The 25998-nt window shown below is 71.4% G+C and carries 28 protein-coding genes; 17 read left to right on the plus strand and 11 right to left on the minus strand.

The window, feature by feature from the left end; translation table 11 throughout:
* Positions 1-4: 4 nt before the first annotated feature.
* Positions 5-613 carry a hypothetical protein gene (locus AC1Q49_RS05500; protein ID WP_492491162.1) on the minus strand — a complete coding sequence of 203 codons (609 nt, stop codon included), beginning with the start codon at positions 611-613 and terminating at the stop codon, positions 5-7.
* Positions 614-675: 62 nt separating this feature from the next.
* On the opposite strand from AC1Q49_RS05500, the gene AC1Q49_RS05505 reads away from it, so the two are divergent.
* Both AC1Q49_RS05505 and typA read left to right on the plus strand, forming a co-directional pair.
* Positions 676-2415, plus strand: coding sequence for an ABC transporter ATP-binding protein (locus AC1Q49_RS05505; RefSeq protein WP_060960150.1), 1740 nt, complete (start codon positions 676-678; stop codon positions 2413-2415).
* 101 nt (positions 2416-2516) lie between these two features.
* A complete protein-coding gene (gene typA / locus AC1Q49_RS05510; protein WP_061782245.1) occupies positions 2517-4430 on the plus strand; it encodes a translational GTPase TypA in 1914 nt (637 codons plus the stop codon).
* A 95-nt stretch (positions 4431-4525) separates the two neighbouring features.
* Here typA and AC1Q49_RS05515 read toward each other — a convergent pair whose 3' ends face one another.
* Positions 4526-5095: a helix-turn-helix domain-containing protein gene (locus AC1Q49_RS05515; protein WP_345788064.1), complete on the minus strand. Its 570-nt coding sequence runs from the start codon at positions 5093-5095 to the stop codon at positions 4526-4528.
* Positions 5096-5140: 45 nt separating this feature from the next.
* Here AC1Q49_RS05515 and AC1Q49_RS05520 point away from each other — a divergent pair, with 45 nt between their 5' ends.
* The 7 genes from AC1Q49_RS05520 (at position 5141) to ddaH (ending at position 10218) form a co-directional block, all read left to right on the plus strand.
* On the plus strand, positions 5141-5842 hold the full coding sequence (locus AC1Q49_RS05520) for an AzlC family ABC transporter permease (RefSeq protein ID WP_101307210.1): 702 nt from the start codon (positions 5141-5143) through the stop codon (positions 5840-5842).
* A complete protein-coding gene (locus tag AC1Q49_RS05525; protein WP_101306061.1) occupies positions 5839-6153 on the plus strand; it encodes an AzlD domain-containing protein in 315 nt (104 codons plus the stop codon). The genes AC1Q49_RS05520 and AC1Q49_RS05525 overlap by 4 nt, the downstream gene beginning before the upstream one ends.
* 9 nt (positions 6154-6162) lie before the next feature.
* Positions 6163-6573: a hypothetical protein gene (locus AC1Q49_RS05530; RefSeq protein ID WP_060960153.1), complete on the plus strand. Its 411-nt coding sequence runs from the start codon at positions 6163-6165 to the stop codon at positions 6571-6573.
* A gap of 9 nt (positions 6574-6582) precedes the next feature.
* A complete protein-coding gene (fdxA, locus tag AC1Q49_RS05535) occupies positions 6583-6903 on the plus strand; it encodes a ferredoxin (protein ID WP_060960154.1) in 321 nt (106 codons plus the stop codon).
* On the plus strand, positions 6903-8003 hold the full coding sequence (gene dapC / locus AC1Q49_RS05540; RefSeq protein WP_101306062.1) for a succinyldiaminopimelate transaminase: 1101 nt from the start codon (positions 6903-6905) through the stop codon (positions 8001-8003). Before fdxA ends, dapC begins: the two co-directional genes overlap by 1 nt.
* Positions 8004-8114: 111 nt before the next feature.
* Positions 8115-9410, plus strand: coding sequence for a citrate synthase (locus tag AC1Q49_RS05545; RefSeq protein WP_060960156.1), 1296 nt, complete (start codon positions 8115-8117; stop codon positions 9408-9410).
* Between the two features lie 46 nt (positions 9411-9456).
* Positions 9457-10218, plus strand: coding sequence for a dimethylargininase (ddaH, locus tag AC1Q49_RS05550; RefSeq protein WP_492491163.1), 762 nt, complete (start codon positions 9457-9459; stop codon positions 10216-10218).
* Positions 10219-10303: 85 nt separating this feature from the next.
* Here the strand turns inward: ddaH and ppk2 are convergent, their stop codons facing one another.
* Both ppk2 and dapD read right to left on the minus strand, forming a co-directional pair.
* Positions 10304-11089 (minus strand): polyphosphate kinase 2, encoded by a 786-nt coding sequence (gene ppk2, locus AC1Q49_RS05555; RefSeq protein ID WP_205283558.1) that lies wholly within the window; start codon positions 11087-11089, stop codon positions 10304-10306.
* Positions 11090-11127: 38 nt separating this feature from the next.
* A complete protein-coding gene (dapD, locus tag AC1Q49_RS05560) occupies positions 11128-12081 on the minus strand; it encodes a 2,3,4,5-tetrahydropyridine-2,6-dicarboxylate N-succinyltransferase (protein WP_191008408.1) in 954 nt (317 codons plus the stop codon).
* A gap of 43 nt (positions 12082-12124) precedes the next feature.
* Between dapD and dapE the strand changes: the two genes are divergently transcribed.
* The 3 genes from dapE to AC1Q49_RS05575 all read left to right on the plus strand — a co-directional run bounded on the left by dapE (position 12125) and on the right by AC1Q49_RS05575 (position 14689).
* The gene (dapE, locus tag AC1Q49_RS05565) at positions 12125-13201 is read left to right on the plus strand and encodes a succinyl-diaminopimelate desuccinylase (protein ID WP_492491164.1); all 1077 of its coding nucleotides are present in this window, start codon (positions 12125-12127) and stop codon (positions 13199-13201) included.
* Positions 13183-14427, plus strand: coding sequence for a hypothetical protein (locus tag AC1Q49_RS05570; RefSeq protein ID WP_191008410.1), 1245 nt, complete (start codon positions 13183-13185; stop codon positions 14425-14427). The genes dapE and AC1Q49_RS05570 overlap by 19 nt, the downstream gene beginning before the upstream one ends.
* An 88-nt stretch (positions 14428-14515) precedes the next feature.
* A complete protein-coding gene (locus AC1Q49_RS05575) occupies positions 14516-14689 on the plus strand; it encodes a DUF3117 domain-containing protein (RefSeq protein WP_082734206.1) in 174 nt (57 codons plus the stop codon).
* 72 nt (positions 14690-14761) lie between these two features.
* Here the strand turns inward: AC1Q49_RS05575 and AC1Q49_RS05580 are convergent, their stop codons facing one another.
* A complete protein-coding gene (locus AC1Q49_RS05580) occupies positions 14762-15403 on the minus strand; it encodes an O-methyltransferase (RefSeq protein WP_060960160.1) in 642 nt (213 codons plus the stop codon).
* A gap of 71 nt (positions 15404-15474) precedes the next feature.
* Between AC1Q49_RS05580 and AC1Q49_RS05585 the strand changes: the two genes are divergently transcribed.
* The gene (locus tag AC1Q49_RS05585; RefSeq protein WP_060960161.1) at positions 15475-15852 is read left to right on the plus strand and encodes a twin-arginine translocase TatA/TatE family subunit; all 378 of its coding nucleotides are present in this window, start codon (positions 15475-15477) and stop codon (positions 15850-15852) included.
* A 12-nt stretch (positions 15853-15864) separates the two neighbouring features.
* Here the strand turns inward: AC1Q49_RS05585 and AC1Q49_RS05590 are convergent, their stop codons facing one another.
* The 3 genes from AC1Q49_RS05590 to AC1Q49_RS05600 are packed head-to-tail and all read right to left on the minus strand — an operon-like array spanning position 15865 to position 18877.
* Positions 15865-17040 (minus strand): Mrp/NBP35 family ATP-binding protein, encoded by a 1176-nt coding sequence (locus tag AC1Q49_RS05590; RefSeq protein ID WP_492491165.1) that lies wholly within the window; start codon positions 17038-17040, stop codon positions 15865-15867.
* On the minus strand, positions 17037-17588 hold the full coding sequence (locus tag AC1Q49_RS05595) for a DUF1003 domain-containing protein (RefSeq protein ID WP_101306067.1): 552 nt from the start codon (positions 17586-17588) through the stop codon (positions 17037-17039). Before AC1Q49_RS05595 ends, AC1Q49_RS05590 begins: the two co-directional genes overlap by 4 nt.
* Entirely contained in the window at positions 17588-18877 is a 1290-nt protein-coding gene (locus AC1Q49_RS05600; protein ID WP_060960164.1) for a magnesium transporter MgtE N-terminal domain-containing protein, read from the minus strand. Before AC1Q49_RS05600 ends, AC1Q49_RS05595 begins: the two co-directional genes overlap by 1 nt.
* Positions 18878-18950: 73 nt before the next feature.
* On the opposite strand from AC1Q49_RS05600, the gene AC1Q49_RS05605 reads away from it, so the two are divergent.
* Complete coding sequence (locus tag AC1Q49_RS05605) at positions 18951-19604, plus strand: YflT domain-containing protein (protein WP_492491178.1); 654 nt, start codon at positions 18951-18953, stop codon at positions 19602-19604.
* Entirely contained in the window at positions 19604-20278 is a 675-nt protein-coding gene (locus AC1Q49_RS05610; protein WP_101306069.1) for an alpha/beta hydrolase family protein, read from the plus strand. The genes AC1Q49_RS05605 and AC1Q49_RS05610 overlap by 1 nt, the downstream gene beginning before the upstream one ends.
* Here AC1Q49_RS05610 and AC1Q49_RS05615 read toward each other — a convergent pair.
* Positions 20268-21689 carry an aminopeptidase P family protein gene (locus AC1Q49_RS05615; RefSeq protein ID WP_492491166.1) on the minus strand — a complete coding sequence of 474 codons (1422 nt, stop codon included), beginning with the start codon at positions 21687-21689 and terminating at the stop codon, positions 20268-20270. The two genes, AC1Q49_RS05610 and AC1Q49_RS05615, sit on opposite strands and share 11 nt — an antisense overlap.
* 23 nt (positions 21690-21712) lie before the next feature.
* Positions 21713-22765 (minus strand): endonuclease/exonuclease/phosphatase family protein, encoded by a 1053-nt coding sequence (locus AC1Q49_RS05620; protein ID WP_492491167.1) that lies wholly within the window; start codon positions 22763-22765, stop codon positions 21713-21715.
* A 109-nt stretch (positions 22766-22874) separates the two neighbouring features.
* Between AC1Q49_RS05620 and AC1Q49_RS05625 the strand changes: the two genes are divergently transcribed.
* A complete protein-coding gene (locus tag AC1Q49_RS05625) occupies positions 22875-23756 on the plus strand; it encodes a PHP domain-containing protein (RefSeq protein WP_060960168.1) in 882 nt (293 codons plus the stop codon).
* A 15-nt stretch (positions 23757-23771) separates the two neighbouring features.
* The gene (locus tag AC1Q49_RS05630; RefSeq protein ID WP_492491168.1) at positions 23772-24659 is read left to right on the plus strand and encodes a DUF817 domain-containing protein; all 888 of its coding nucleotides are present in this window, start codon (positions 23772-23774) and stop codon (positions 24657-24659) included.
* On the opposite strand, the gene AC1Q49_RS05635 is transcribed toward AC1Q49_RS05630, so the two are convergent.
* Positions 24586-25950 (minus strand): HNH endonuclease signature motif containing protein, encoded by a 1365-nt coding sequence (locus tag AC1Q49_RS05635; protein WP_492491169.1) that lies wholly within the window; start codon positions 25948-25950, stop codon positions 24586-24588. The two genes, AC1Q49_RS05630 and AC1Q49_RS05635, sit on opposite strands and share 74 nt — an antisense overlap.
* Between the last annotated feature and the right edge of the window lie 48 nt (positions 25951-25998).

Genomic DNA, 25998 nt, shown 5'->3' on the forward strand with positions numbered 1-25998 from the left:
GCGGTCAGAGGTTCAGCAGCGCCGGGAACGTCGCGCCGACCAGCAGCACGGTGAGCGCGATGGCGCCGACGTGCACGCGGGTGTGGGCGCGGTCGCTGGCCGCGCGTCCGAGAGGGATGCGCTCCTGTTCGACCAGTGCGCTCCAGACGCCGCGCACGATGTAGGCGGCGTCGCCCGAGTCGGTGCCCAGCGCGTCGGACTTGCGCAGGACGCCGCCCTCCTGATGCGGTCCGAGGCTGTCGCGCCCGCCGCGGGGTCGCGTGAGCGCGCCGGCGGCCGGAGCCGCAGACGACCGGTACCGCCGGCCCGGCGTGACGACGGTCAGAGCGAAGCGCGTGTCGATGTCGACCACGATCGTCCACGGGATCTCGACGGTCGCGTACGGGTTGACGAGCGTGATGGCGGCGTCATCCCAGTGGATGCGCGGACGCCAGAACAGCTCGGCGACCAGCACGGCCAGCAGAGCCAGCGGCACCAGGCCCCACAGGTACGCCGACGTCCGCGCCGCGCCCACCAGCACGACGAGCATCGCCCCCACGGCGATCGCCGCCCACGCGCCGATCGAGATCACGGTGTTGGTGGTCGACCGGTACTGGCGCACATCTTCCGTCATCCCCCCATCGTCGCATCCCGGATCACGAGTCCGTTCGCACGCACAACAGAAGGAACCCGCCGATGAGAACGTCCCGCGGCATGCTGCCCACCACTGAGGCGCACCAGCCCGATCGCGGCCCGGTGCTCGAGGTCACGGACCTCAATGTCGACTTCGGCGTCGACGGCTATTGGGTGCCCGCGGCGCGGCACGTGTCGTACTCGATCGCCTCGGGGGAGGTGCTCGCCATCGTCGGCGAGTCCGGCTCGGGCAAGAGCGTCTCGTCGATGTCGCTGCTCGGGCTCCTCCCGAAGAACTCGCGGGTGAGCGGCAGTGCGAAGCTCGACGGCCGCGAGCTGATCGGGATGAAGCCGCGCGACATGCAGGAGATCCGCGGCAACCAGATCTCGATGATCTTCCAGGAGCCGATGACCGCGCTGAACCCGGTGCTGACCGTCGGGTTCCAGATCGTGGAGACCCTGCGCCAGCACTTCGGCGTCTCCCCGGCGGAGGCCAAGGCGCGAGCGATCGAGCTGCTGACCCTCGTCGAGCTGCCCGACCCGGTGAAGGCGTTCGACTCCTACCCCCACCAGCTGTCCGGCGGTCAGCGCCAGCGCGCGATGATCGCGCAGTCGCTGTCCTGCGACCCGCTGCTGCTGGTCGCCGACGAGCCCACCACGGCCCTCGACGTGACGGTGCAGGCCGAGATCCTCGAGCTGATGCGCAAGCTGCAGGACCGGCTCGGCTCCGCGATCCTGCTCATCACGCACGACATGGGCGTCGTCGCCGACATGGCCGACCGCATCGTGGTCATGCGTCAGGGCGACATCGTCGAGACGGGCGCCGTGGCCGAGGTGTTCGCCGATCCGCAGCATCCGTACACGCGTGCGCTCCTGGCGGCCGTGCCGCGGATCACCACCGAGGACCTGCAGGCTCCCGAGGCGGCCCATCCGACCGCTCCGGTCGTCGTCTCCTTCGACGACGTCGCGATCGAGTACCCCAAGCGCGGCCGCGTGCCGGCTTTCCGCGCGGCGGACCACATCGACCTGAAGATCTATCAGGGCGAAGTGCTGGGCCTCGTCGGCGAGTCGGGGTCGGGCAAGACGACGATCGGACGCGCGACGATCGGCCTGCTGCCGATCCACTCCGGACGTCTCGAGGTGGCCGGGATGGACATCTCGAAGGCCGGCCGCGATCAGTTGCACGCGCTGCACCACGAGGTGGGCATCGTCTTCCAGGACCCCTCCAGCTCGCTGAACCCGCGCATGACCATCGGCGACTCCATCGCCGAGCCGATCCTGCTGTCGGAGAAGATCAAGGGCGCCCCGCTCGACAAGCGCGTCCGGGCGCTGCTGGACTCGGTGCGCCTGCCGCGCGAGTACGCCTCGCGCTACCCGCACGAGCTCTCCGGCGGCCAGAAGCAGCGTGTCGGCATCGCCCGCGCGCTCGCGCTGAACCCGAAGGTGCTCGTGGCCGACGAGCCCACCAGCGCGCTGGACGTCTCGGTGCAGGCGACGGTGCTCGAGCTGCTGAAGGACCTCCAGCGCGAGCGCGGGTTCGCGTGCCTGTTCATCAGCCACGACCTCGCCGTCATCGACGAGCTCGCCGACCGCATCGCCGTGATGCGCCACGGCGCGCTCGTCGAGGTGGGCAGCCGCGACCAGATCATGCGCCGCCCGCAGCAGGCGTACACCAAGCGGCTGCTGGCCGCCGTCCCCGTCCCCGACCCGGAGATCCAGCGCGAGCGTCGCGACCGGCGCCTGGCCGATCTGGCCGCCGGCGTCGACGCCGACGAGGTTCCCGGAGACGCCGCTCCGGCGTGACGGTCGGCACCGGCGATGCCGCGGGGGACGCCGCGGCATCCGGCTTGTAGAATGGGAGGCGCTCTGCTCGGAGCGTCTCCCTTTCTCGTTAGGTCATCTCCATGGCGCACGCCCTCCGTCCGGATCTCCGCAACGTCGCGATCGTCGCGCACGTCGACCACGGCAAGACGACGCTCGTGGATGCCATGCTCCGTCAGACCGGCTCGTTCGGCTCTCACGAGCACATGGAGGAGCGGGCGATGGACTCGAACGACCTCGAGCGCGAGAAGGGCATCACGATCCTCGCCAAGAACACGGCGATCACCTACAACGGCCTGCACACCGAGGTGCCGGTCACGATCAACGTGATCGACACCCCCGGCCACGCCGACTTCGGCGGCGAGGTCGAGCGCGGTCTGTCGATGGTCGACGGCGTCGTTCTGCTGGTGGATGCCTCGGAGGGCCCTCTGCCGCAGACGCGCTTCGTCCTTCGTAAGGCGCTGGAGGCGAAGCTGCCGGTGATCCTGCTGGTCAACAAGACCGACCGCCCCGACGCGCGCATCGCCGAGGTCGAGGAGGAGGCGCACGACCTTCTGCTGGGTCTCGCCGGCGACCTCGTCGACGACGTGCCCGACCTCGACGTCGACGCCCTGCTGGACGTTCCCGTCGTCTACGCGTCCGGCCGTGCCGGCGCCGCCTCGCGCAACCGTCCCGCCAACGGCGAGCTGCCCGACAACGACGACCTCGAGCCGCTGTTCGAGGCGATCCTCGAGCACGTCCCGGCTCCCGCGTACGACGACGAGGCGCCCCTGCAGGCCTGGGTCACCAACCTCGACTCCTCGCCGTTCCTCGGCCGCCTGGCGCTGCTGCGCGTCTTCAACGGCACCCTGAAGAAGGGCCAGACCGTCGCGTGGGTGCGCCACGACGGCACGCACTCCAACGCACGGATCACCGAGCTGCTGAAGACCCGTGCGCTCGAGCGCTACCCGGCCGAGTCCGCCGGCCCCGGCGACATCGTCGCCATCGCCGGCATCGAGGACATCACGATCGGCGAGACGATCGCCGACCCCGAGGACGTGCGGCCGCTGCCGGCCATCACGGTCGACGACCCCGCGATCTCGATGACCATCGGCACGAACACGTCGCCGCTGATGGGCAAGGTCAAGGGGCACAAGCTGACGGCGCGCATGGTGAAGGACCGCCTCGACCGTGAGCTCATCGGCAACGTCTCGCTCAAGGTCGTCGACATCGGACGCCCCGACGCCTGGGAGGTGCAGGGCCGCGGCGAGCTGGCCCTCGCCATCCTCGTCGAGAACATGCGTCGCGAGGGCTTCGAGCTGACGGTCGGCAAGCCGCAGGTAGTCACCCGCCGCGGCGAGGACGGCAAGCTCAAGGAGCCGTTCGAGCACCTGACGATCGACGCCCCCGAGGAGCACCTCGGCGCGATCACCCAGCTCATGGCCGCCCGCAAGGGTCGGATGGACACGATGACCAACCACGGCACCGGCTGGGTGCGCATGGAGTTCGTCGTGCCCTCGCGCGGTCTCATCGGCTTCCGCAGCGAGTTCCTCACGATCACGCGCGGCACCGGCATCGCCAACGCGATCTCGCACGGGTACGACGACTGGGCCGGTCAGATCACGACGCGCCAGAACGGATCCATCGTCGCGGACCGCCAGGGCGTCGTCACGCCGTTCGCGATGATCGCGCTGCAGGAGCGCATGAGCTTCTTCGTGCAGCCGACCGAAGAGGTCTACGAGGGCATGGTCATCGGCGAGAACTCACGCGCCGACGACATGGACGTCAACATCACGAAGGAGAAGAAGCTGACGAACATGCGCTCGTCGACCTCCGACTCCTTCGAGTCGATGACGCCGCCGCGCGTGCTCACGCTGGAGGAGTCGCTCGAGTTCGCGCGCGACGACGAATGCGTCGAGGTCACCCCCGAGAAGGTGCGCATCCGCAAGGTCGTGCTCGACGCAACCGAGCGCGGTCGCGCCGCCTCCCGCGCGAAGCGCCAGGACGCCGGCGCGTAAGCGCGCCGCCCGTCGCCGAACCGCCACGCTCCGGCCGAGCCGCCATCCGGCGGAGCGTGGCGGTTCGCCCGGGGGATAGCGGCTCGCGGCGGGGGTCAGCGCACCTCGGAGACGAGGACGGCGGTGGTGCCGGGGCGGCGGGCCTCGAACACGTGCGGAGCATCTCCGCGGTAGCGCAGATAGTCTCCGGGGCCGAGCTCCACCGGTGCGTCCGTGGGCCCGACGAGCGCGGAGCCCGTGACGATGACGACGTGCTCCGTCGTGCCGGGGGAGTGCGGCTGCGACGAGCGGGGTGAGCCGGGCTCGGCACGCAGGAGGTACAGGTCGCTGCGCGACTGCGGAGCCCCCGCCGCCAGCAGCAGCGCCTCGTACGGCGCGTCCGACGCGCGGATGCCGCTGCCGTCGCGGGCGCGGATGAGCGTGGGAGCCTCGTCGGGCTCCGCCACGAACACGGCGAACGGCACGTCCAGCGCCGTCGCGATCGCCCACAAGGTCTCGACACTGGGGTTGGCCGTGCCGGATTCGAGCTGCGACACGGTGGCCTTGCCGACACCGGCCCGACGGGCGAGCTCCGACACGCTCAGCCCGGCGCGGTCGCGTTCGCGGCGGAGGGCGTGCGAGATCCGAGGGCCGAGGGCATCCATGTCGTTCAGTATGGCAAACATTCGTTCGGTTTGACGAACGCGCGTCGGCTCGTGATGATGGTGTCCATGGATGCCGGGAGCGCGCGCACTGCCGCCGAGCGCCGTGCGTGGCGCGAAGGCGTCGGCGTCGCGGTCGCCACGAGCGCCTACGGCGTGTCGTTCGGCGCCCTGTCCGTGGCCTCCGGGCTGGACGTGTGGCAGACGTGCCTGCTCAGCCTCGTGATGTTCACGGGAGGATCCCAGTTCGCGTTCGTCGGCGTCATCGGCGCCGGGGGAGTCGCCGCGGCCCCGGCGGCGATCGCCTCGGCCGTGCTGCTGGGGGCGCGCAACATCGCGTACGGTCTGCGGATGGCGCCGGTCGTCGGCTCCGGCTGGCGGCGCCTCTTCGCGCCGCATCTGACGATCGACGAGTCGACCGCCGTCGCGCTCGCCCACTCCGAGCCGCGGGCTCGTCGCATCGGGTTCTGGGTGACCGGTATCGGCATCTACATCGGCTGGAACCTCTCCACGCTCGCCGGCGGCCTGCTGGGCGACGTTCTCGGTGACCCCCGGGCGTACGGTCTCGATGCGGCCGCGGCCGCCGCCTTCCTGGCGTTGCTGTGGCCGCGCCTGCGCCGTCGGCAGGCGATCGCCGTGGGCGTCGCCGCGGCGGTCGTCGCGACCGCCCTGACGCCGGTGCTCATGCCGGGGATTCCCGTGCTGGTCGCCGCCGTCGTGGCGATCGCCGTGGGATGGACCAACGCGTTCGGCGAGAGGGCGAGGACATGACGCTCTGGACCGCGGTGCTCGTCGCGGCCCTGCTGTGCCTCGCCCTCAAAGCGCTGGGCTACGTCATCCCCGCGCGATGGTTCGAGGCTCCGCGTGCGCAGCGATCGATCGATCTGCTCACCGTGGCCCTGCTGGCTGCGCTGGTGGCGGTGCAGACGCTCGGCGTCGGCCAGCAGATCGTCGCCGACGCCCGGGTCCCGGCGGTCGTGATCGCGGCGGGACTGCTGATCCTGCGCGCGCCGTTCCTGGTGGTCGTGGTGGCCGCGGCGGTCGTCGCCGCGCTCCTGCGGGCGTGGGGACTGGCGACGTAGACTCGCCGGGTGAGAATCGCACGGATCGGCACGTGGGCGGTCGCCGCCGTCATCGGACTCGTCTACGGCGCCGCGGGGACGATCGGGCAAGCCGCCTCCTGGGGCGCCCTTCCCGTCGGGCTCGTCGTCGCCGTCATCGGCACGGGCGCGCTCCTTCTCGCCGTCCGTCTGCTCACCGGCGACCGGTGGGCGGGCCTGGCCACGGGGCTCGGCGTGCTGCTGACGACCCTGGCGCTGTCGGGTCGGGGACCGGGCGGATCGGTCGTCGTGCCCGCCCCCGCCGACGGGCAGCTGTCGACGGGGCTGATCTGGACCTTCGCGGTGCCCGTGATGGCGGCGATCGTCGTCGCCTGGCCGCAGCTGCCGGCATCCGCTCGGCGGACGGCCCCGCTTCACGACGACACCACGGGCACGAACTAGACTCAAGACGTGACATATGTGATCGCCCTGCCGTGCGTGGATGTGAAGGATCGTGCCTGTATCGACGAATGCCCCGTCGACTGCATCTACGAAGGCGAGCGTTCGCTCTACATCCACCCCGACGAGTGCGTCGACTGCGGCGCGTGCGAGCCGGTCTGCCCCGTCGAGGCGATCTACTACGAAGACGATCTGCCCGAGGAGTGGCAGGACTACTACACGGCGAACGTCGAGTTCTTCGAGGACATCGGCTCGCCCGGCGGCGCGGCCAAGGTCGGCGTGATCGCGAAGGACCATCCCGTGATCTCGGCCCTTCCCCCGCAGACGCACTGATGGCCGTCCGCGATCTCGACGACTACCCGTGGGATGCCGTCGCACCCTATGCCGCGCGCGCGAAGGCGCACCCCGACGGGATCGTCGACCTCTCCATCGGATCGCCCGTCGATCCGACCCCGGAGATCGTGGCCGACGCGCTGCGCGCAGCGACCGACGCGCACTCCTACCCGTTGACGGTCGGGTCGCCCGCGCTGCGCGAGGCGATCGTCGACTGGTACGCGCGTCGCCGCGGCGTTCCCGGCCTCACCACGCAGGAGGTCCTGCCGACCGTCGGGTCGAAGGAGCTGGTGGCGCTGCTGCCGCTGCTGCTCGACCTGGGGCCCGGCGACGTCGTGGTCCACCCCCGCGCGGCCTACCCGACGTACGAGGTGGGAGCGAAGCTCGTCGGCGCCTCGCCGGTCGCCGCCGACGACCCGGACGAGTGGCCCGAGGGCACGCGGCTGGTCTGGCTCAACACGCCCGGCAACCCCGACGGACGCGTCCTGGACGTCGACGCGCTGCGCGCGGCGGTCGAGCGCGGCCGTGCGATCGGTGCCATCGTCGTGAGCGACGAGTGCTACGCCGAGCTCGGATGGGACGGCCCGTGGGCCACGCAGCCGGTGCCGAGCATCCTCGATCCCCGCGTGGTCGGGTCAGACCGCCGCGGCATCCTGTCGGTGTACTCCCTCAGCAAGCAGTCGAACCTGGCCGGATACCGCGCCGCTTTCCTCGCCGGCGACGACGCGCTCGTCGCGCGGCTGCTGACGGCGCGCAAGCACCTGGGGCTCATGCTGCCGGCGCCCGTGCAGGCGGCGATGACCGTCGCGCTCGGCGATGACGCCCACGTCGCGGCGCAGCGCGAGCGCTACCGCGTCCGGCGCGACATCCTCCGTCCCGCGCTGGAAGCGGCGGGCTTCCGCATCGACCACTCCGAGGGCGGCCTGTACCTGTGGGCGACCGAGGGGGTGGATGCGTGGGAGTCGATGAGCCGCCTGGCGGAGCTCGGCATCCTCGCCGGGCCGGGACACTTCTACGGGGCCCACTTCCCGCAGCACGTCCGCTTCTCGCTGACGGCGAGCGACGAGCGCATCCGCGCCGCGGCTGCGCGTCTGCGCTGAGACCTTCGTAGCTTTCCTCCTACGGATTCCCGATTCCTTTGCGGTGGATCTGAGTAGGCCCGCGCGCCCAGTAGGCTGTAAAGGATCCCCCAACGACCGCAAGGAGGCTTCGTGAGCGACGCGGGAAACCCCCAGAAGGCCACGGTCACCGTCGGTGACCGCACCGCAGAACTGCCGATCCTCACCGGCACCGAAGGCGTGCCGAGCGTCGACTTCTCGACCTTCACGAAGCAGACCGGACATACGAGCCTGGACTACGGCTTCGTCAACACGGCGGCGACGAAGTCGGCCATCACCTTCATCGACGGCGACGAGGGCATCCTGCGCTACCGCGGGTATCCGATCGAGCAGCTGGCGAAGAACAGCACCTACCTCGAGGTGGCGTGGCTCCTGCTCTACGGCGAGCTGCCGACCGCCGACGAGCTCGCCGACTGGGACGACAAGATCCGCCACCACACGCTGCTGCACGAGGATCTCAAGCGCTTCTTCTCGTCGCTTCCGCACACCGCGCACCCGATGTCGGTGCTCTCGGCCGCCACGGCCGCGCTCTCGACCTACTACGAGGGGCAGTCCGACCCCAACAACCCCGAGCACGTCGAGCTCAACACGATCCGCCTGCTCGCGAAGCTCCCGGTCATCGCCGCCTATGCGCACAAGAAGAGCATCGGACAGGCCTTCCTCTACCCCGACAACTCGCTGAGCTTCGTCGACAACTTCCTGAAGCTGAACTTCGGCAACCTCGCCGAGGTGTACCAGGTGAACCCGGTGACCTCCCGCGCGCTCGAGCGGCTGCTGATCCTGCACGAAGACCACGAGCAGAATGCGTCGACCTCGACGGTGCGACTGGTCGGCTCGACAGGGGCCAACCAGTTCTCGTCGATCTCGGCGGGCATCAACGCCCTCTACGGCCCGCTGCACGGCGGCGCCAACGAGGCCGTGCTCGACATGCTCGCGCGCATCCAGGAGTCCGGCGAGAGCGTGCAGCGCTTCGTCGAGCGGGTCAAGAACAAGGAAGACGGCGTCAAGCTCATGGGCTTCGGACACCGCGTCTACAAGAACTACGACCCGCGCGCGAAGCTCGTCAAGGAGTCGGCGGACGAGATCCTCGCCGAGCTGGGCGTGCACGACCCGCTGCTCGATCTCGCGCAGGAGCTGGAGCAGGTCGCCCTGGAGGACGACTACTTCAAGGAGCGCCGGCTGTACCCGAACGTGGACTTCTACACCGGCGTCATCTACAAGGCGATGGGCTTTCCCACGCGCATGTTCACGCCGCTGTTCGCGATCGGGCGGCTCCCGGGATGGCTCGCGCACTGGCGCGAGATGCAGCACGATCCGCAGACGAAGATCGGCCGTCCGCAGCAGCTGTACGTCGGCGCGGCCGAGCGGGACTATCCCGGCGCACGCTGACGCGGCAGCCGGCGGACGCCTCGGCGGGATCCACTAGGGTCGAGCCATGTCGCGTCTGCTGGTCCGCCGTCCCTCGCCCCGCCTCGCCGACGGCGAGGTCACGCACATCGGTCGCACGTCGGTCGACGCCGACCTCGCCCAGCGGCAGTGGGAGGCGTACGTCGACGTCTTCCGTTCGCGCGGTTGGCAGATCCAGGAGATCGCACCCGCGGACGACCAGCCCGACGGGGTCTTCGTCGAGGATGCCGTGGTCGTCTTCGACGACCTCGCGGTGCTGTGCCGGGCCGGCGCGCCGTCGCGCCGCGGTGAGGCGGCGTCGGTGCGGGATGCCCTGGCGGACACCGGACTGCAGACGGCCGAGATCGTGGCGCCGGGCACCCTCGACGGCGGTGACGTCCTGAAGGTCGGCCGGACCGTGTACGTCGGCGCGTCCGCCCGCACGAACGCGGACGGCATCGCCCAGCTGACCGCGCTGCTCGCCCCGCGCGGGTGGTCGGTGGTCGCGGTGCCGGTCGAGCGCGTGCTGCACCTCAAGAGCGGTGTGACGGCGCTACCCGACGGCACGGTGGTGGGGTACGAGCCGCTCGTCGACGATCCGTCGGCGTTCCCCGTCTTCGAGGCGGTGCCGGAGGAGCACGGCACGGCGGTGGTCGTGCTCGGCCCGACGGAGGTGCTGATGTCGGCGGATGCCCCGGAGACAGCCGAGCGCTACGCCGCGCGCGGGCTGACGGTGGTCGCGACGCCGATCACCGAGTTCGAGAAGCTCGAGGGCTGCGTCACGTGCCTCTCGGTCCGCATCCGCGACTGAACGGAATCGGAGCCGCGCAACGGATGCGGTCGGCGCGAGCCGCGGCATCCGATGCTGTCGTCGAACTCCGATTCTGCGACGCCGGTCAGCGCGCGATCGTCGCGGCGTAGTCCGGCACGTAGTTCTGCAGTTCGCGCGGGGGCCGCTCGTAGCCGCCGGAGGCGGGGCGCGGCGGGATGTCGATGGGAGCCCGCTCGACGTCCTCGTAGGGGATCTGCGACAGCAGGTGGTGGATCATGTTGATCCGTCCGCGACGCTTGTCCTCGTTGTCGACCTCGAACCACGGCGACTCGGGGATGTCGGTGTGGACGAACATCGTGTCCTTCGCGCGCGAGTAGTCCTCCCACTTCGTGATGGACAGGACGTCGTTGGGCGAGAGCTTCCACCGTCGCATCGGGTCGTCGTTGCGCGAGCGGAACCGCTTCTCCTGCTCCACGTCGGAGACGCTGAACCAGTACTTCTTCAGCAGGATGCCGTCTTCCACCAGCATCCGCTCGAAAATCGGCACCTGGTGCAGGAAGCGATGGTATTCGGCGTTCGTGCAGTACCCCATCACGTGCTCGACGCCCGCGCGATTGTACCACGAGCGGTCCATCAGGACGATCTCGCCGGCGGCCGGGAGGTGGGCGATGTAGCGCTGGAAGTACCACTCCGACTTCTCGCGCTCGGTCGGCGTCGGCAGGGCGACCACGCGGGTGACGCGCGGATTGAGGTATTGGGAGACGCGACTGATCGTGGATCCCTTGCCGGCCGCGTCACGCCCCTCGAAGATGACGACGATGCGCGCGCCGGTGGACTGGACCCACGCCTGCATGTCGACCAGCTGCGCCTGCAGCCGCTTCAGTTCGCGTTCGTACGGCTTCTTCGGCATCCGGTCGCTCATGACCAGATCGTAGCCGCCGCCGGCTCTCAGGCGTGCAGCGCCTCGTTGAGGGTGACCCCCACGCCCTCGCGGCGCACGGCCTCGACGGCGCCCGTGAGCGAGTTCCGCCGGAAGAGCAGGCTGTTCTGCCCCGACAGCTGCCCGCCCTTGACGACCGGGCGCGACCCGTCGTGCAGCGGCGCCTCGTTCGAGAGCACGATCTTGGTGCCCGCGGTCACGTAGAGGCCGGCCTCGACGATGCAGTCGTCGCCGAGCGAGATGCCGATGCCCGCGTTGGCGCCCAGGAGCGTCCGCGCGCCGATGGACACCCGGTGCGTCCCACCGCCGGACAGGGTGCCCATGATCGACGCGCCGCCGCCGATGTCCGAGCCGTCGCCCACGACGACGCCCTGCGAGATGCGGCCCTCCACCATGGACGCGCCGAGGGTGCCGGCGTTGAAGTTGACGAATCCCTCGTGCATGACCGTGGTGCCGGGGGAGAGGTACGCCCCCAGGCGCACCCGGGAGGCATCCGCGATGCGCACGCCCGGCGGCGTGACGTAGTCGAGCAGGCGCGGGAACTTGTCGAGGCCGTGCACCTGGATGCCGGCGCGCTGCAGGGCCGGCCGGAGCCGCTCCGCGTCGCCCGGATGCATGGGACCCGCGGTGGTCCACGCGACGATCGGCAGGTGTCCGAAGATGCCGTCGAGGTTGAGGTCGTTCGGCGCGACGACGCGGTGCGAGAGCGCGTGCAGGCGCAGGTACGCATCGGGCGTCGAGGCGGGCGCCGCATCGAGGTCCACCGCGACGGTGACGAGCTCGACCCCGACCGCGCGGCGCTCGTCGGGCTCGGCGAAGGAACCCCACGTCGCGGCGGCCGCAGCGACGTCGGCGTCGGTGGGAGCGCCGAGGCGCACCTCCGGGAACCAGGTGTCCAGCACCGTCCCGTCGCCGCTCGTCGTCGCCAGGCCGATGCCCCATACCGTCCGCTGCTCACTCATGCGTCCAGGCTATCGAAGCGGCGGGCCTCGATAGACTCGGCCCATGCCCGTGCTCGATCTGTCCGCCTCGTCCGTCGACCTCACGCGCACGATCTGCGACATCCCGAGCGTCTCCGGCGACGAGGCCACGCTCGCCGACGCCATCTTCGCGGCGATCTCGCCCCTCGCGCACCTGGAGGTGTATCGCGACGGCGACACGATCGTCGCGCGCACCGCTCTCGGACGCGACCGTCGGGTCGCGATCGCCGGGCACATCGACACCGTGCCGATCAACGCCAACCTGCCGACCCGCGACATCGAGGTCGACGGCCGACCCCATCTCTGGGGCCGCGGCACGGTGGACATGAAGGGCGGCACCGCGGTGCAGCTCAAACTCGCCGCCGAGCTGATCGCGCCGCGCGTGGACATCACGTGGCTCTGGTACGACAACGAGGAGGTCGATTCCGACCGCAACGGCCTCACCCGTCTCGCCCGCACCCGCCCGGATCTCTTCGCCGCGGACTTCGCCATCCTGGGCGAGCCGTCCAACGGGCAGGTCGAGGGCGGCTGCAACGGCACGCTCCGCGCCATCGCCCGCACCCACGGGGTGCGCGCCCACAGCGCCCGCGCCTGGATGGGGGAGAACGCCATCCACCGTGCGGCGCCGATCCTCGCGCGCCTCGCCGAGTACCGTCCGCGGGAGATCGCGGTCGACGGGCTCGTGTACCGCGAAGGGCTCAACGCCGTCCGCATCTCGGGCGGCGTCGCGGGAAACGTCATCCCCGACCTGTGCGAGGTCGAGGTGAACTTCCGCTTCGCCCCGAGCCGGAGCGTCGCGGATGCGGAGGCGCACGTGCGCCGCGTGCTGGAGGGCTTCGACGTCGAGATCGTCGATGCCGCCGCCGGCGCGCGGCCCGGGCTGGATGCGCCGCTCGCTCAGGAGTTCCTGGCGGCCGTCGGCGCCGAGGCCCGGCCCAAGTACGGCTGGACCGACGTGGCGCGCTTCGCGGCGCTGGGCGTGCCGGCCGTCAACTACGGCCCGGGCGACCCGAGCCTCGCGCACCATGACGAGGAGCGTGTCTCCTACGCGCAGATCGAGGACGTCGAACGTGGGCTGCGCGCGTGGCTGAGCGCGCCCTGACCGATGCGGGGGTGCCGGCGCGCGGATGGTCGCCCGTCGACCGCCTCGGCCGGCTCCGGCCCGCTCTGGCGGTGGCCGTGGTGTACGTCGCCGCGCGGGTCGTCACGACGGTGTTCCTGGCGATCGCGGCGGAGCTGTCGGGTCCGACCTCGCGGTTCGGGGCCGACGCGAACATCGGCACGCTGTCGATGGGGTGGGACGCCCAGTGGTACTGGGTCGTCGGCACGGCGGGCTATCCCGATCAGCTCCCGGTCGATGGGACCGGGCACGTCATGCAGAACGCGTGGGCGTTCATGCCGCTGTACCCCGCGCTCACGCGTGCGCTGTCGGTCGTGCTGGGCGGCAACTACCCGCTCGCCGCCGTCGTCCTCGCGATCGTCGCCGGCTACCTCGCCTGCCTGGTGCTCTTCCATCTGCTCCGCGCACGGATCGACGCGGCGGCGGCGCTGTGGGCGGTCGCGCTGCTGGCGGCATCCCCGCTGGCGGCCCTCTTTCAGATGGGCTATGCCGAGTCGCTCTTCCTGCTCTGGCTGTTCCTGGCTCTGCGGTGCCTGCAGCTGCGGCGGTTCGGATGGCTGTACCTGCTGATCCCGGCGATGGGCTACACCCGCCCGGGGGTGCTCGCGTTCGCCCTCCTGCTGGGCGCCTACGGGGTGTACCGGTGGGTGCGGCGGCGCACCGACCCGCTCGCCGCCGTCGAGGTCGTGCACATCGTGCTGCTGGGTCTTCTCGCCGTCGCGGTCGGCTTCTCCTGGCAGTTCATCGCCGGCGTCGTCACCGGTGACCCGAGTGCGTACATGGAGACGGAGCTGTCGTGGCGGCGCGGCTGGATCGGCGAGGGCGGCTTCGTCCCCTTCGACGGGTTCGTCCAGGCGGCGGCCCTGTGGTTCCGGCTGTGGGGCCTGCCCGAGGTGCTCGGCTACATCGCACTCGTCGTGGCGGTCGTGGCCGTCGCGGCGCTGCTGCTGTTCGAGCCGCACGTGCGCCGTCTGGGCGTCGAGGTGCGGCTGTGGTCCGGCGCGTATCTGCTGTACCTGCTGCTCGTGTTCTTCCCGCAGTCGAGCATCTTCCGACTGCTCCTGCCGCTCGCACCGCTCTACGGAGCGCTGGCGCTGCCGCCGCACCGGCTCTGGCGTGTGGGGATGCTGGTGCTCGGTCTCGTCGGCCAGTGGTGGTGGATCTACCAGATGCTCGCACTCGGGAACACGTACACACAGATCCCGTGAGAATGACGCCGCGGCACGCCGCGTTCGGCCACTGTCTCGGCTTACCGATAAACTTGACAGGTAGTCCGATGACGAAAAGGAGCCCGCGATGGCAGCCATGAAGCCGCGAACCGGTGACGGACCGATGGAGGCCGTGAAGGAGGGGCGCCTGATCATCGTGCGCGTTCCCCTCGAGGGCGGCGGTCGACTCGTCGTCTCGGTCAATGACGAAGAGGCCAAGGAACTGCACGGCGTGCTCGGCGGCGTGGTCGGCGCGGCCTGAGTTCCTCCGATACGAGAGAAGGGTCGGTCTTCGGACCGACCCTTTTCCGTCCCCCGGTGCCGGACCGCGCGCTCAGCGCGCGTCGGCGGCGACGGTCGTCAGCTGCAGGAGCCCCTCGCCCACGATCGACAGCGCGCCCAGCACGGCGGGGGAGGACTGGGTCTCCTGGATGAGGGTGCGGAACGCGGTCGTCACCGGGTCGCGACGCACGGGGTCGGCGACCGCTCCGCCGGCGAGCACGCGCGGGATCAGCACGGTGCCCCCGGCCCGCACGAGGCGCAGGCCGTGCTCGACGTGGTCGATGACGCCTTCCGGATCGGCATCCACGAGCACGATGTCGTAGGACGCCTCGTTCATGCGGGGGAGGACCTCCGTCGCCCGTCCGGCGATGAAGCGCGCGCGTGCCGGCGGGACCTTCGCATCCGCGAAGGCGACGCGGGCGGCGGCGAGATGCTCCGGCTCCTTGTCGATCGTCGTCAGCGTCGCCCGGGGGGCGCCGTGCAGCAGCCAGAGGCCGGAGACGCCGGCCCCCGTGCCGATCTCGACGATGTTGAGGGCGGCGGTCGTGGCGGCGATGACGGCGATCTGCGCGCCGACGGCGGGGCTGATCGGATCGGCGCCGAGCTCGAGCGCGTGTGCACGGGCGCGCTCGATCGCCTCGGGTTCGACGGTGATCTCGTCGACGTACCTGCGGATCGCGTCCTGATCGGCCATGTTCGTCCTCCGCCCCCAGCGTACGGTGCCGGTCGCGTCGCGGCGGGCAGGCGCACGGGTAACCTGGAGTCATGTTCTTCGGCCTCGACTGGGACAAGCTCGTCCTGATCCTGATCGTGGCCGCCCTCCTGGTCGGACCCGAGCGGCTGCCGCATTACGCCGAGACGCTCGCCAAGCTGACCGTGCGCGCCCGCGAGTGGCTGAGCGGTGCGAAGACGCGCGTCAAGGACGAGCTGGGCGAGGACTTCGACGACGTCGAGTGGCGCAAGCTCGATCCCCGCCAGTACGACCCGCGCCGCATCATCCGCGACGCGCTCCTCGACGACGCGCCGGTTCCCGCCGTCCGCGCGGCCGCCGTCGGCACGGCGATCGCCGCCACCTCGCCGACGCCGCTCACGCCCGCCTTCGATCCCGAGCTCGACGTCCCCTACGACGACGAGGCCACCTGACCGGCCGGCCGCTCAGCGCAGGGTGAGCGGCAACGATCTGCCGGCGAGGCCACGCGGAGCGCGCGCCAGAGCGTCGACCACCGCCGTGATGGCCCGCGCGGCGGGATCGTCCGGATCGGCGACCACGATCGGCACGCCCTCGTCGCCGCCGCGGCGCAGCCCCACGCTCAGCGGAACGGAGGCGAGCAGCGGCACGTCGTGTCCGCCGCCCGACAGGGATGCCGCGACCGCCGCGCCGCCGCCGGCGCCGAACAGGTCGAGCACGCTGCCGTCGGGGAGCGTCATCGCGGCCATGTTCTCGACGACGCCGATGACGCGCTGCCCGGTCTGCGCCGCGACGAGTCCGCTGCGCACCGCGACGTCGGAGGCGGCGGTCTGCGGCGTCGTGACGACGAGGACCTCGGCGTGGGGGAGCAGCTGGCCCACCGAGATGGCCACGTCTCCCGTTCCCGGGGGCATGTCGATGAGGAGGATGTCGAGGTCGCCGAAGTAGACGTCGGTGAGGAACTGCTGCACGGTGCGATGCAGCATCGGCCCGCGCCACGCGACCGCCGCCGAGACCGGTTGGTCGCGCGGCAGGAACATCCCGATGGAGATGGCCTTCACGCCGAAGGCCACCGGCGGGAGCATGAGGTCGTCGATCCGGGTCGGCGCGGGCGGGCGGCCCTCGGCATCCACGAGACCCAGCAGCGCCGGGATCGAGAAGCCGTGCACGTCCGCATCGATGAGACCGACGGCGAGACCGCGCGCGGCCAGGCCGACGGCGAGGTTCGCCGTGAGGCTCGACTTTCCCACGCCGCCCTTGCCGCTGGTGACCGCGATGACGCGGGTCAGCGAGTCGGGGCCGAACGGCATGGTGCGCGCCGCGCGGCCTCCGCGCAGGCGCGCCGTGAGCTCCTGGCGCTCCGCGGGCGTCATGACCCCGACCGCGATCTCGACGGTCGCGATGCCCGGCACGCTCGCCGCGGCGGATCGCACCTCGCGCTCGATCCGGTCGGCCGCGGGGCAGCCGACGATCGTCAGCGCGATCCCGACGTCGGCGCGGTCGCCGACGACGCGCACATCTCGCACCATGTCGAGCTCCGACAGCGGACGGCGCAGCTCGGGGTCCATGACCGCCCCGACCGCGCGCTGCACGGCGTCGCGGCGGAGCGCGTCCGGATCGTCGTGCGCCTGCGGCGCCGTCATGAGGGCTCGGGGGCCGTGCCCGGGGTCGACGGCGACGTCTCGCGCGACTCCTCGAGCGACTCGAGCAGCGCCTTGAGCTCCTGACGCAGCACGTCGCGGGTGACCACGTGCTCCGAGACGTCCGTCATCGCCATCCGCAACGCGACGACCTCGCGCGCCAGGTACTCCGTGTCGGCGAGATTGCGCTCGGCGCGCTGGCGGTCCTGCTCGATCTGGACGCGGTCGCGGTCGTCCTGCCGGTTCTGCGCGAGAAGGATCAGCGGGGCCGCGTAGGAGGCCTGCAGCGACAGGATGAGCGTCAGCAGCGTGAAGTTGTTCTCCGCCGCGTCGAATTGGATGTCGCGCGGCATCACCGAGTTCCACCACAGCCACACGATGACGAACACCGACATGCCGATGAGGAAGCCGGAGGTGCCCATCGCCCGCGCGAACGCCTCCGAGAACCGGCCGAACCGGTCGCGCGAGGGCTGGGGCGTGCGGTTGAGCATGCCGGCGCGCCCGCGCGGCGCGTCCAGCGAGGGGATGCGGCGGTCTTTCGCCTTGGCCATCAGGGCCTCCTCGGGATCGTCGCGGTGGTGGCGGGGACGACGAGCGGATCGTCGGTGCCGTCATGGGAACGCCAGTCCTCCGGCAGCAGGTAGTCGAGCACGTCGTCGACGCTCACGGCGCCGACGAGCCGATGCGCCGGGTCGACCACCGGCAGGGAGACGAGATTGTAGCTCGCGAGCAGGCGCGCGACCTCGGCGGCGGAGGCGGTCACCGGCACGGGATCGAGCGTGTCGTCGATGATGGCGCCGAGCCGTTCGTGCGGGGGATAGCGCAGCATCCGCTGGAAATGGACGGTTCCCAGCAGCCGGCCGGTCGGTGTCTCGTACGGCGGGAGGGTGACGAAGACGGCCGCCGCGAGGGCGGGGTGCAGCTCGTGGCGGCGGATGAGCGCGAGCGCCTCGGCCACGGTCGCATCGGCCGACAGCACGATCGGCTCGCTCGTCATCAGACCGCCGGCGGTGTCGGGCCCGTACTTGAGCAGGGCGCGGACGTCTTCCGCCTCCTCGGGCTCCATCAGCTCGAGGAGCTCCTCGCGCTGGTCCTCGGGCAGCTGCGCGAGGACGTCGGCGGCGTCGTCCGGCTCCATCTGATCGAGGATGTCCGCGGCGCGCTCGTCGCCGAGCGCCTCGAGGATGTGGACCTGCTCGTCCTCCGGCATCTCCTCCAGCGCGTCCGCGAGACGGTCATCAGACAACTCCTCGGCGACCTCGAGCAGCCGTTCCTCGGGAAGGTCGAGGAGCGTGTTGGCGAGGTCGGCGGGCTTGAGCTCCGAGAACGTCGCGACGAGCTGCTCGGCGGACTGCGCTTCGCCGGGCACGGCCTGCTCGCGGACGTCGCCCCAGTTGGCGAAGGTCGTCGGACCCTTCGCGAACGGGGAGGCGCTCGTCCGGGGCTTGCGCAGGAAGAGCTGCCCGATGTCCCACTCGCCGAGGCGGTTGCGCTCGATCGCCGCGTCTTCGATGACGGCGTGGCCGGAGCCGTCGGTGAAGTACACCTTGCGCCCGAGCATCTCGCTCATCACGCGCACCTCGCCGCCGCGCTGCTGGAAGCGGCGCACGTTGATGAGGCCCGTCGTGATCACCTGTCCGGACTGGATCGAGGTGACGCGTCCGATCGAGAGGAAGACGTGCCGGCGCCCGGGGATCTCGACGACGAGCCCCACGACACGCGGCGGGTCGTCTTTTCGGTAGATGACGACGACGTCCCGGACCTTGCCGAGACGATCGCCCGCGGGGTCGAAGACGGTGCAGCCCACCAGGCGTGCCACGAAAACCCTCTGCGTACTCACTCGACCAGCGTAGTCCGCGCGCCCTCCGCGAGGCCGACGCGCAGCGTGCGCATGACAAGATGGTCGGGTGAGCATGTTGGGCGGAATCCCCCAGGAGCAGGGCGAGAAGATCGCCGACTACGCGACGTATCCCGCCGCGCAGAAGGCCGTCTCGCAGCTCGTCGAAGCAGACATCCCGGCGCGCGACATCGCGATCGTCGGCCATGGCCTGCGATCGGTGGAGACCGTCACCGGCCGACTCGGCTACGCCGCCGCCGCGCGATCGGGCGCCATCAACGGCATCCTGCTCGGTCTCCTCTTCTCCGCGATCTTCGTGCTGGGCACGCCGAACGCCGCGATCCAGCTCTTCGTAGGCGTCATGCTCGTCGGCATCGCCCTCGGGATGCTGATGAGCATCGTCACCTACTCGATCGTGCGCCGCCGTCGCGACTACACCTCCGTCACGCAGGTGCTCGCCGACCGGTACGAGGTCACCGTGCTGCCACGCAGCATCCATCGTGCGCGTGAGGTCGTGGGCCGGACGGTCGCGCCCGCGCCGGCGCACCCCGTGCACGCCTCGCCGGCCGCGCCCGTACCCGGGCCGGCCGCACCTCCCCAGTACGGAGAACGGATCGATCCGCCGCAGTACGGCGAGCGCATCGACGGCGAGGGCCGTCCGGCCGCCGCGCCGGACGCACCCCCTTCCGACGAGGACCGCGACACGGGGTCGGCCGCCGCGGAGCGGTGATGGAGGTCGCGCTGCCCGCGGGCGTCGTCACCGTCTCGACCGCGCTGTCGGCGGCGGAGAGCCCCTGGGCGGTCATGGCCCTGGCCCACGGCGCGGGCGCGGGCATGGACCATCCGTTCCTGATCGGGTTCGCCGATGCGCTGGCCGCGGAGGGGGTCGGCGTCCTCCGCTTCGCGTTCCCGTATGCGCAGGCGGGGCGGCGGATGCCGGGACCGGCCGCTCATGCCGTCGCCGCGTGGACCGCGGCCGTCGCCGCCGCCGGCGCGGCGGTCGCCGGGGTCCCGCTGTTCGCGGCGGGAAAGTCCTACGGCGGGCGCATGGCGTCGATGGCGGCCGCCGACGGCGTGATCTCGCCCGCCGGACTCGTCTACCTCGGCTACCCGCTGCATCCGCCGGGCGCCCCGGAGAAGCTGCGGGCGGCGCACCTGCCGTCCGTCGCGGCGCCGCAGCTGTTCGTCGAGGGGACGGTCGACCCGTTCATCCAGCCGCGGGCGCAGTTCGAGGAGGTCGTCGCGACGTGCCGCGACGCCTCGGTCGTGTGGGTCGACGGCGGCGGGCACTCCTTCGAGGTGAAGGGACGCCGACGTCCGGCCGCCGAGGTGGGCGCCGGCCTCGCGGCGTCGGTGGTGCCGTGGCTGCGCGCGCAGGCGCGGGATGCCGCGATCAGCTCGTGACGGTGCGTCCCGCGATCCAGGCCTCGACCTCGTCCGCCGTGCGCGGGATCGCGGCCGAGAGGTTCACGGGTCCGTCCGCCGTCATGAGGACGTCGTCCTCGATGCGCACGCCGATGCCGCGGTACTCCTCCGGAACGGTGAGGTCGTCGATCTGGAAGTACAGGCCCGGTTCGATGGTGAACACCATCCCCGGCTCGAGCACGCCGTCGTAGTACATCTCGCGGCGTGCCTGCGCGCAGTCGTGCACGTCGAGACCGAGGTGGTGGCTCGTGCCGTGCACCATGTAGCGGCGGTGCTGCCCACCGGCGTCGGGGTCGAGGGCTTCCTCGGCGGTGACGGGAAGAAGACCCCATTCGGCGACGCGGGCGGCGATCACGCGCATCGCGGCCTCGTGCACCGCGCGGAACTTCACGCCGGGTCGGGCGGCCGCGAAGGCGGCGTCGGCGGCTTCACGGACGGTCTCGTAGATCGTGCGCTGGATGGGGGAGAAGGTGCCGTTCACGGGAAGCGTGCGCGTGATGTCGGCCGTGTAGAGGCTGTCGACCTCGACGCCGGCGTCGATGAGGATGAGATCGCCGGGCACGACGGCGCCGTCGTTGCGCGTCCAGTGCAGGTAGCAGGCGTGCGGGCCGGACGCGGCGATCGTGTCGTAGCCCTCGCCGTTGCCGTCGACGCGTGCGCGGTGGTGGAACACGCCCTCGACGGCGCGCTCTCCGCGCGGCGTGGCGATGATGCGCGGCACGTCGGCGACGATGTCGTCGAATCCGCGGGCGGTCACCTCCACCGCGAGGCGCAGCTGGGCGATCTCGTACTCGTCCTTGATGAGTCTCAGCTCGGACACGAAGCGGGTCAGCTCGTCGTCCTCGTCCAGGACGAGGTCGCCCTCCCCGGGCGCGAACGCGTCGATATGGGCGGTCGCGATGCCGAGGTCGCTCGCGACGCCGTCCAGCGCCGGCCGCGGCCCGATCCAGAACTCGCCGATCGTCGCATCGCCGTAGAACTCGGCGGTGGTGCGGTCGGCGCGCTCGCGCAGGTAGAGGGTCACATCGTGGCCCGAGCCGTCGGCCCGCGGGTCGAAGACGAGCACCGACTCGGGCACGCTGTCGCTCGCCCAGCCGGTCAGGTGCGTGAAGGCCGAATGGGCGCGGAACGGGTAGTCGGTGTCGTTCGACCGCTGCTTGTAGGTGCCGGCGGGCAGCACGAGGCGGCGCCCGGGGAACGCGGCGGACACGGCCGCGCGGCGTGCGGCGGTGTAGGGCGCCTGCTCGCGCGGCGGGGGAGTGAGGTCGGGGCGATCCGCCCACCCGGTCGAGATCGTCTCGAGGAAGCCCCGCGGGAACGGCTGCTTGCGGTTGGTGTTCTCGGTGGAGGTGACGGCGGTGTCGGTCGTGGCGCTCTCGCTCGTGCTCATGCCCTCCAGTCTCGCACCTCCGCTCACCCGTCGGCGGGCTGTGTGGCGTCGCGCACGTCGTATTGCACGATCAGGGGGCGGTGGTCGCTGCCGCTCGCGTCGAGGGAGCCGAGCACGACCGATCCGGTCGCCGTCCAGCGGTCGGTCGCCATGATGTGATCGATCGGTGTGCCGAGGAGGGCGGGCCACGCCGTCGACCAGGTGCCGACCCCGCCCGAGCCGGTCTGCGCCGCGGCATCCGTGCAGCGTCCGAGGTCGCCCCCGTCGACGCCCAGTCGCGCCATGTGATCGACCGTCGCATTGAAGTCGCCCGCCATGATCACGTCGTCGCTGGCGCACTGGTTCGCGACCCACTCCAGATCGCCCCGCCAGTCCTCCATGCGGTCCTGGCGCGGAGCGACCGCGTGCACGGCGACGATCGTCGGCCCGCTGCCGTCGACCGGCATCGCCACCACGCTGGGCACCGCGGAGGTGTTGGTCGCGCCGTCGGAGGTGGACGCGACGACGGCGTAGTCGCCGAGCGCGGGCGAGATGAGCAGCGTCGTCGAGTTGGCGGCCCAGTCGGGGTAGCCGGGACGCTCCCCGTAGTTCTCGTGGTGGGCCCACATGGGCGAGCCCATCTCGCGCATCGCGATGGCGACCGCCTCGCCCGTCTCGATCGTCGTCTCGGGGAGGGCCACGATGTCGGCGCGCATCGCGACGGCCGTCTGGGCGATCAGCTGCGCGTCGGTCGCGGCGCCGGCGGTGTTCCAGGTCATCACGCGGATGGACGTGGCGGTGGGCTCGGGGAGCGTGCCCGACCCGAGGCCCCGCGACAGGAGGATGCCGCCGTTCACGAGGCCGGCGACGAGGGCGATGATCGCGATCGTCCCGGCGAACGCCCGCAGCGGCCGCGCGAGGGCGAGCAGCAGCCCGAGCACGAAGACGACGCCGAAGACGATGACGACGACCCCGCGCAGGGAGACGATCTGCGCGAACGGGAAGGTCTGCTCGAGGCGGAAGAACTGCGGCCAGGTGACGACGGCCGCGGCGATCGCCGCGGCCACGGTGATCAGGATTCCGAACAGGCGCAGCACGTCAGGACTCTACGACAGTGCCCCTGAGAGTTCCCGGACCGTCGCCTCGACTCTGGCTACGCGCCGCCTCGTCCCGGCCTCGTGTCCGCGCCGACGGTACGCTCGTGGCATGGTCGTGTCGCAGGGGGAGCATCGGGCGCTCCGCTTCCGCGGGCCGAGCGACCTCCACCTGCACTCGGACCACTCCGACGGCACGGAGCCGCCGGCCCGGGTGATGGCCGCCGCGCACGCCGCCGGACTGCACACCGTGGCGCTGACCGATCACGACACGACCTCCGGCTGGACCGAGGCGGCCGAGGCGGCCGGCTCGCTCGGGATGACGTTCCTCCCCGGCATGGAGCTATCGGCACGGCACGAGTGGCGCAGCATCCATGTGCTGGCCTACCTGTTCGACCCCGAGCACCCGGGCCTGCGCGCCCTCACCGACCGCATCCGCCACTCGCGCCTGACGCGGGCGCAGACGATGGCGGAGCGCATCGGCCGCGACTACGAGCTGACCTGGGACGACATCGTCGCCCAGACGGCCGTGGGGGCCACCGTGGGGCGTCCGCACCTGGCCGATGCGCTCGTCGCGCGCGGCTACGTGCGCGACCGCGGTGAGGCCTTCGCCGGCATCCTGCATCCGGGCAGCGACTACTACGTCGACCTCTACGCCCCCGACCCCGTCACCGCGGTCGCGACGGTGGTGGATGCCGGTGGTGTCCCCGTGATCGCGCACCCCGCGGGGCGCGGCGGGCTCCTGCCCGAGCCGCTCATGGACCGGATGCTCGCGGCCGGCCTGGCCGGCTTCGAGCTCGGTCACCGCGAGAACCGGGAACCGGCGCTCGGCGCACTGCGGGAGCTCGCGCAGCGGCGAAATCTGCTCGTGACGGGATCGAGCGACTACCACGGGCTGGGAAAGCCCAACCAGCCGGGGGAGTTCACCACAGACGACGACGTGGTCGCGCGCATCATCGCCGCCGCCCGCGGGAGCGACCCCGTCTTCCCCTGACGTCGCGCACTCCGGATGCAGCAACCCACCCCCCTCGAACGGCGGATCGACGCCGCGGCCCATCGCCTGCTGCGCGGTGCTCCGGAGAGCGGCATCCGTGCCCTTCTCGTCGAGGCGGCGGTGTTCGTGGTCAAGCAGGCGTGGGCGTGCGTCTTCGGCGCCGCGCTTCTCGCGGTCATCGTCGCGGCCCGGCTGTGGTGGCCCGACGATGCGGCGCTCGCCCGCAACGATGCGCTGACGATCGCCGCCGTGCTCATCCAGATCGGGATGCTGGTCGGGCGCCTCGAGACGGGGCGCGAGCTGTGGGTGATCGTGCTGTTCCACATCACCGGCACCGGGATGGAGCTGTTCAAGACGGACGTCGGCTCGTGGTCGTACGCCGCCGAGGGCGTGCTGCGCCTCGGGGGCGTGCCCCTGTTCAGCGGCTTCATGTACGCGGCCGTCGGCTCGTACATGGTGCGGGTCTACCGCCTCTTCGACCTCAGCTTCGTGCGCTACCCGCGTCGGTGGGCGACCACGGTCGTCGCGGCGCTGATCTACGTCAACTTCTTCTCGCACCACTACGTCTGGGACCTGCGCTGGCTGCTCCTGCTGGCCGTCGCCGCGCTGTGGCTGCCGACCGTGATGCACGCGCGCATCTGGCGGCGGACGCTCCGGCTGCCGCTGCTCGCGGCCTACGCCGGCGTCGCCCTGTTCATCTACCTCGCCGAGAACATCGCGACCTGGGCCGGGGCGTGGCTCTACCCCGACCAGCTCGACGGATGGCACCCGGTGTCGCTCACCAAGCTCGTGTCGTGGTTCCTGCTGATGATCGTGTCGGTCGTGATGGTCACGTGGGTGTACCCGCCCCGACCCCCGTTGGCGACGCCGGGGTCGCGGGGGTCGCGGAAGAGCCCGGTGTGAAGGCGGGGAGGCTGCGTTCGGGGACGACGGTGTAGTGACGGCCCGTGGGCGAGGTCCATTCGAGCGCGCCGGAGTGGGCCGTATCGGTGAGCGGGCGCACGCGCCAGCCGCCGTGGTGCTTCACGGTGTGGTGCCCGCGGCACAGGGGCGCGAGGTTGGTGAGTGCCGTGTGACCGCCGTCGTCCCACGCGACGGTGTGGTCGAGGTCGCACCGCTCGGCGGGGACGCCGCAGCCGGGGGCCATGCAACGTGCTGCCCGCCAGCGGGCGAGCCGCTGGAGGGCCGGTGGGGGTCGGTAACGTTCGCGTCCGACGGAGAGGACGGCGCCGGTGTCGGGATGGGTGAGCACCCGCATCCACCCGTCCGTGCCGCCGCACAGCTCCCGTGCCCGCTGAATCGGGATCGGTCCGACCCCGTCAACGACCGCGGCCCCGCAGTCGGGAAGGGCGGCGTCGAGCAACGCGAGAGCGGGAACGGTGACGACCACGGTGGCGCGGATCCCGCGGGCAGCGTCGGGGTGCGCGGCGCAGGTGCCGTCGATCAGCAGGTCGCCGAGGACATCGGCACGTGCCTGGTCCCGCGTGCGATCGTCGCGGGCATCGGGGTCGCCGGCGACGACGGTCTTCGCGATCGCGGTGAGGCGAGCGTGGATCGCGTGGGCCTCGACCGCGGGCAGGTAGGCGGTCAGCCAGGCCATCCCGTCGTCGGCGGGCTCGATGAACACCCGCCGCTCCTGCAGGGCGCGCTCGTGACGGTCGGGGAGGGTCTGCACGCGGACCTGATCGATCAGCGCCCGTAACCGTCGTCGGAACGTGCCGACCGGCTCGGCTTCCGCCAGCTCGATCGCGCGTGGCAACACCGTGTCGCTTTCGGCCGGGGTCAACGGGTCGAGCAGGTCGATCAGCACCTGCACGTGCCGTTGCGTCACCCGCGCCGCGGCGAGCGCGTCCAGAGCCGCCGGGTAGCGGGTCTCGAGCACGTGCGCGTGCGCGATCAGCTGCCCCGCGGCCTGCTCGGTGATCCGCAACGCTGCCGCAAGCTCCAGGCGGATCGCCCGCTCCGCCACGTCGACGAGCCCCCGCCCGGCGGCATCCGCGAGAGCCTCCCGCTGGTATGCCGCGACCCGTCGGTAACGCTCCGCGGCGAACACCGCGACCATGGCGTCGGCATCGCAGATCAATGCCACGGCATCGGGAGGAGTCCACCCCGGATCACACGGGAACGGATCGTCGTCGGGCGCATCCGCCCCGCCGGGCGACCCCGGAGAGGAGTGACCGTCGACGACCTTCATGACCCGACGCTACCGGCGACCTCCGACATCCAACCCGGTGTCGGAGGC

The organism is Microbacterium sp. MPR-TSA4, assembly GCF_058792815.1.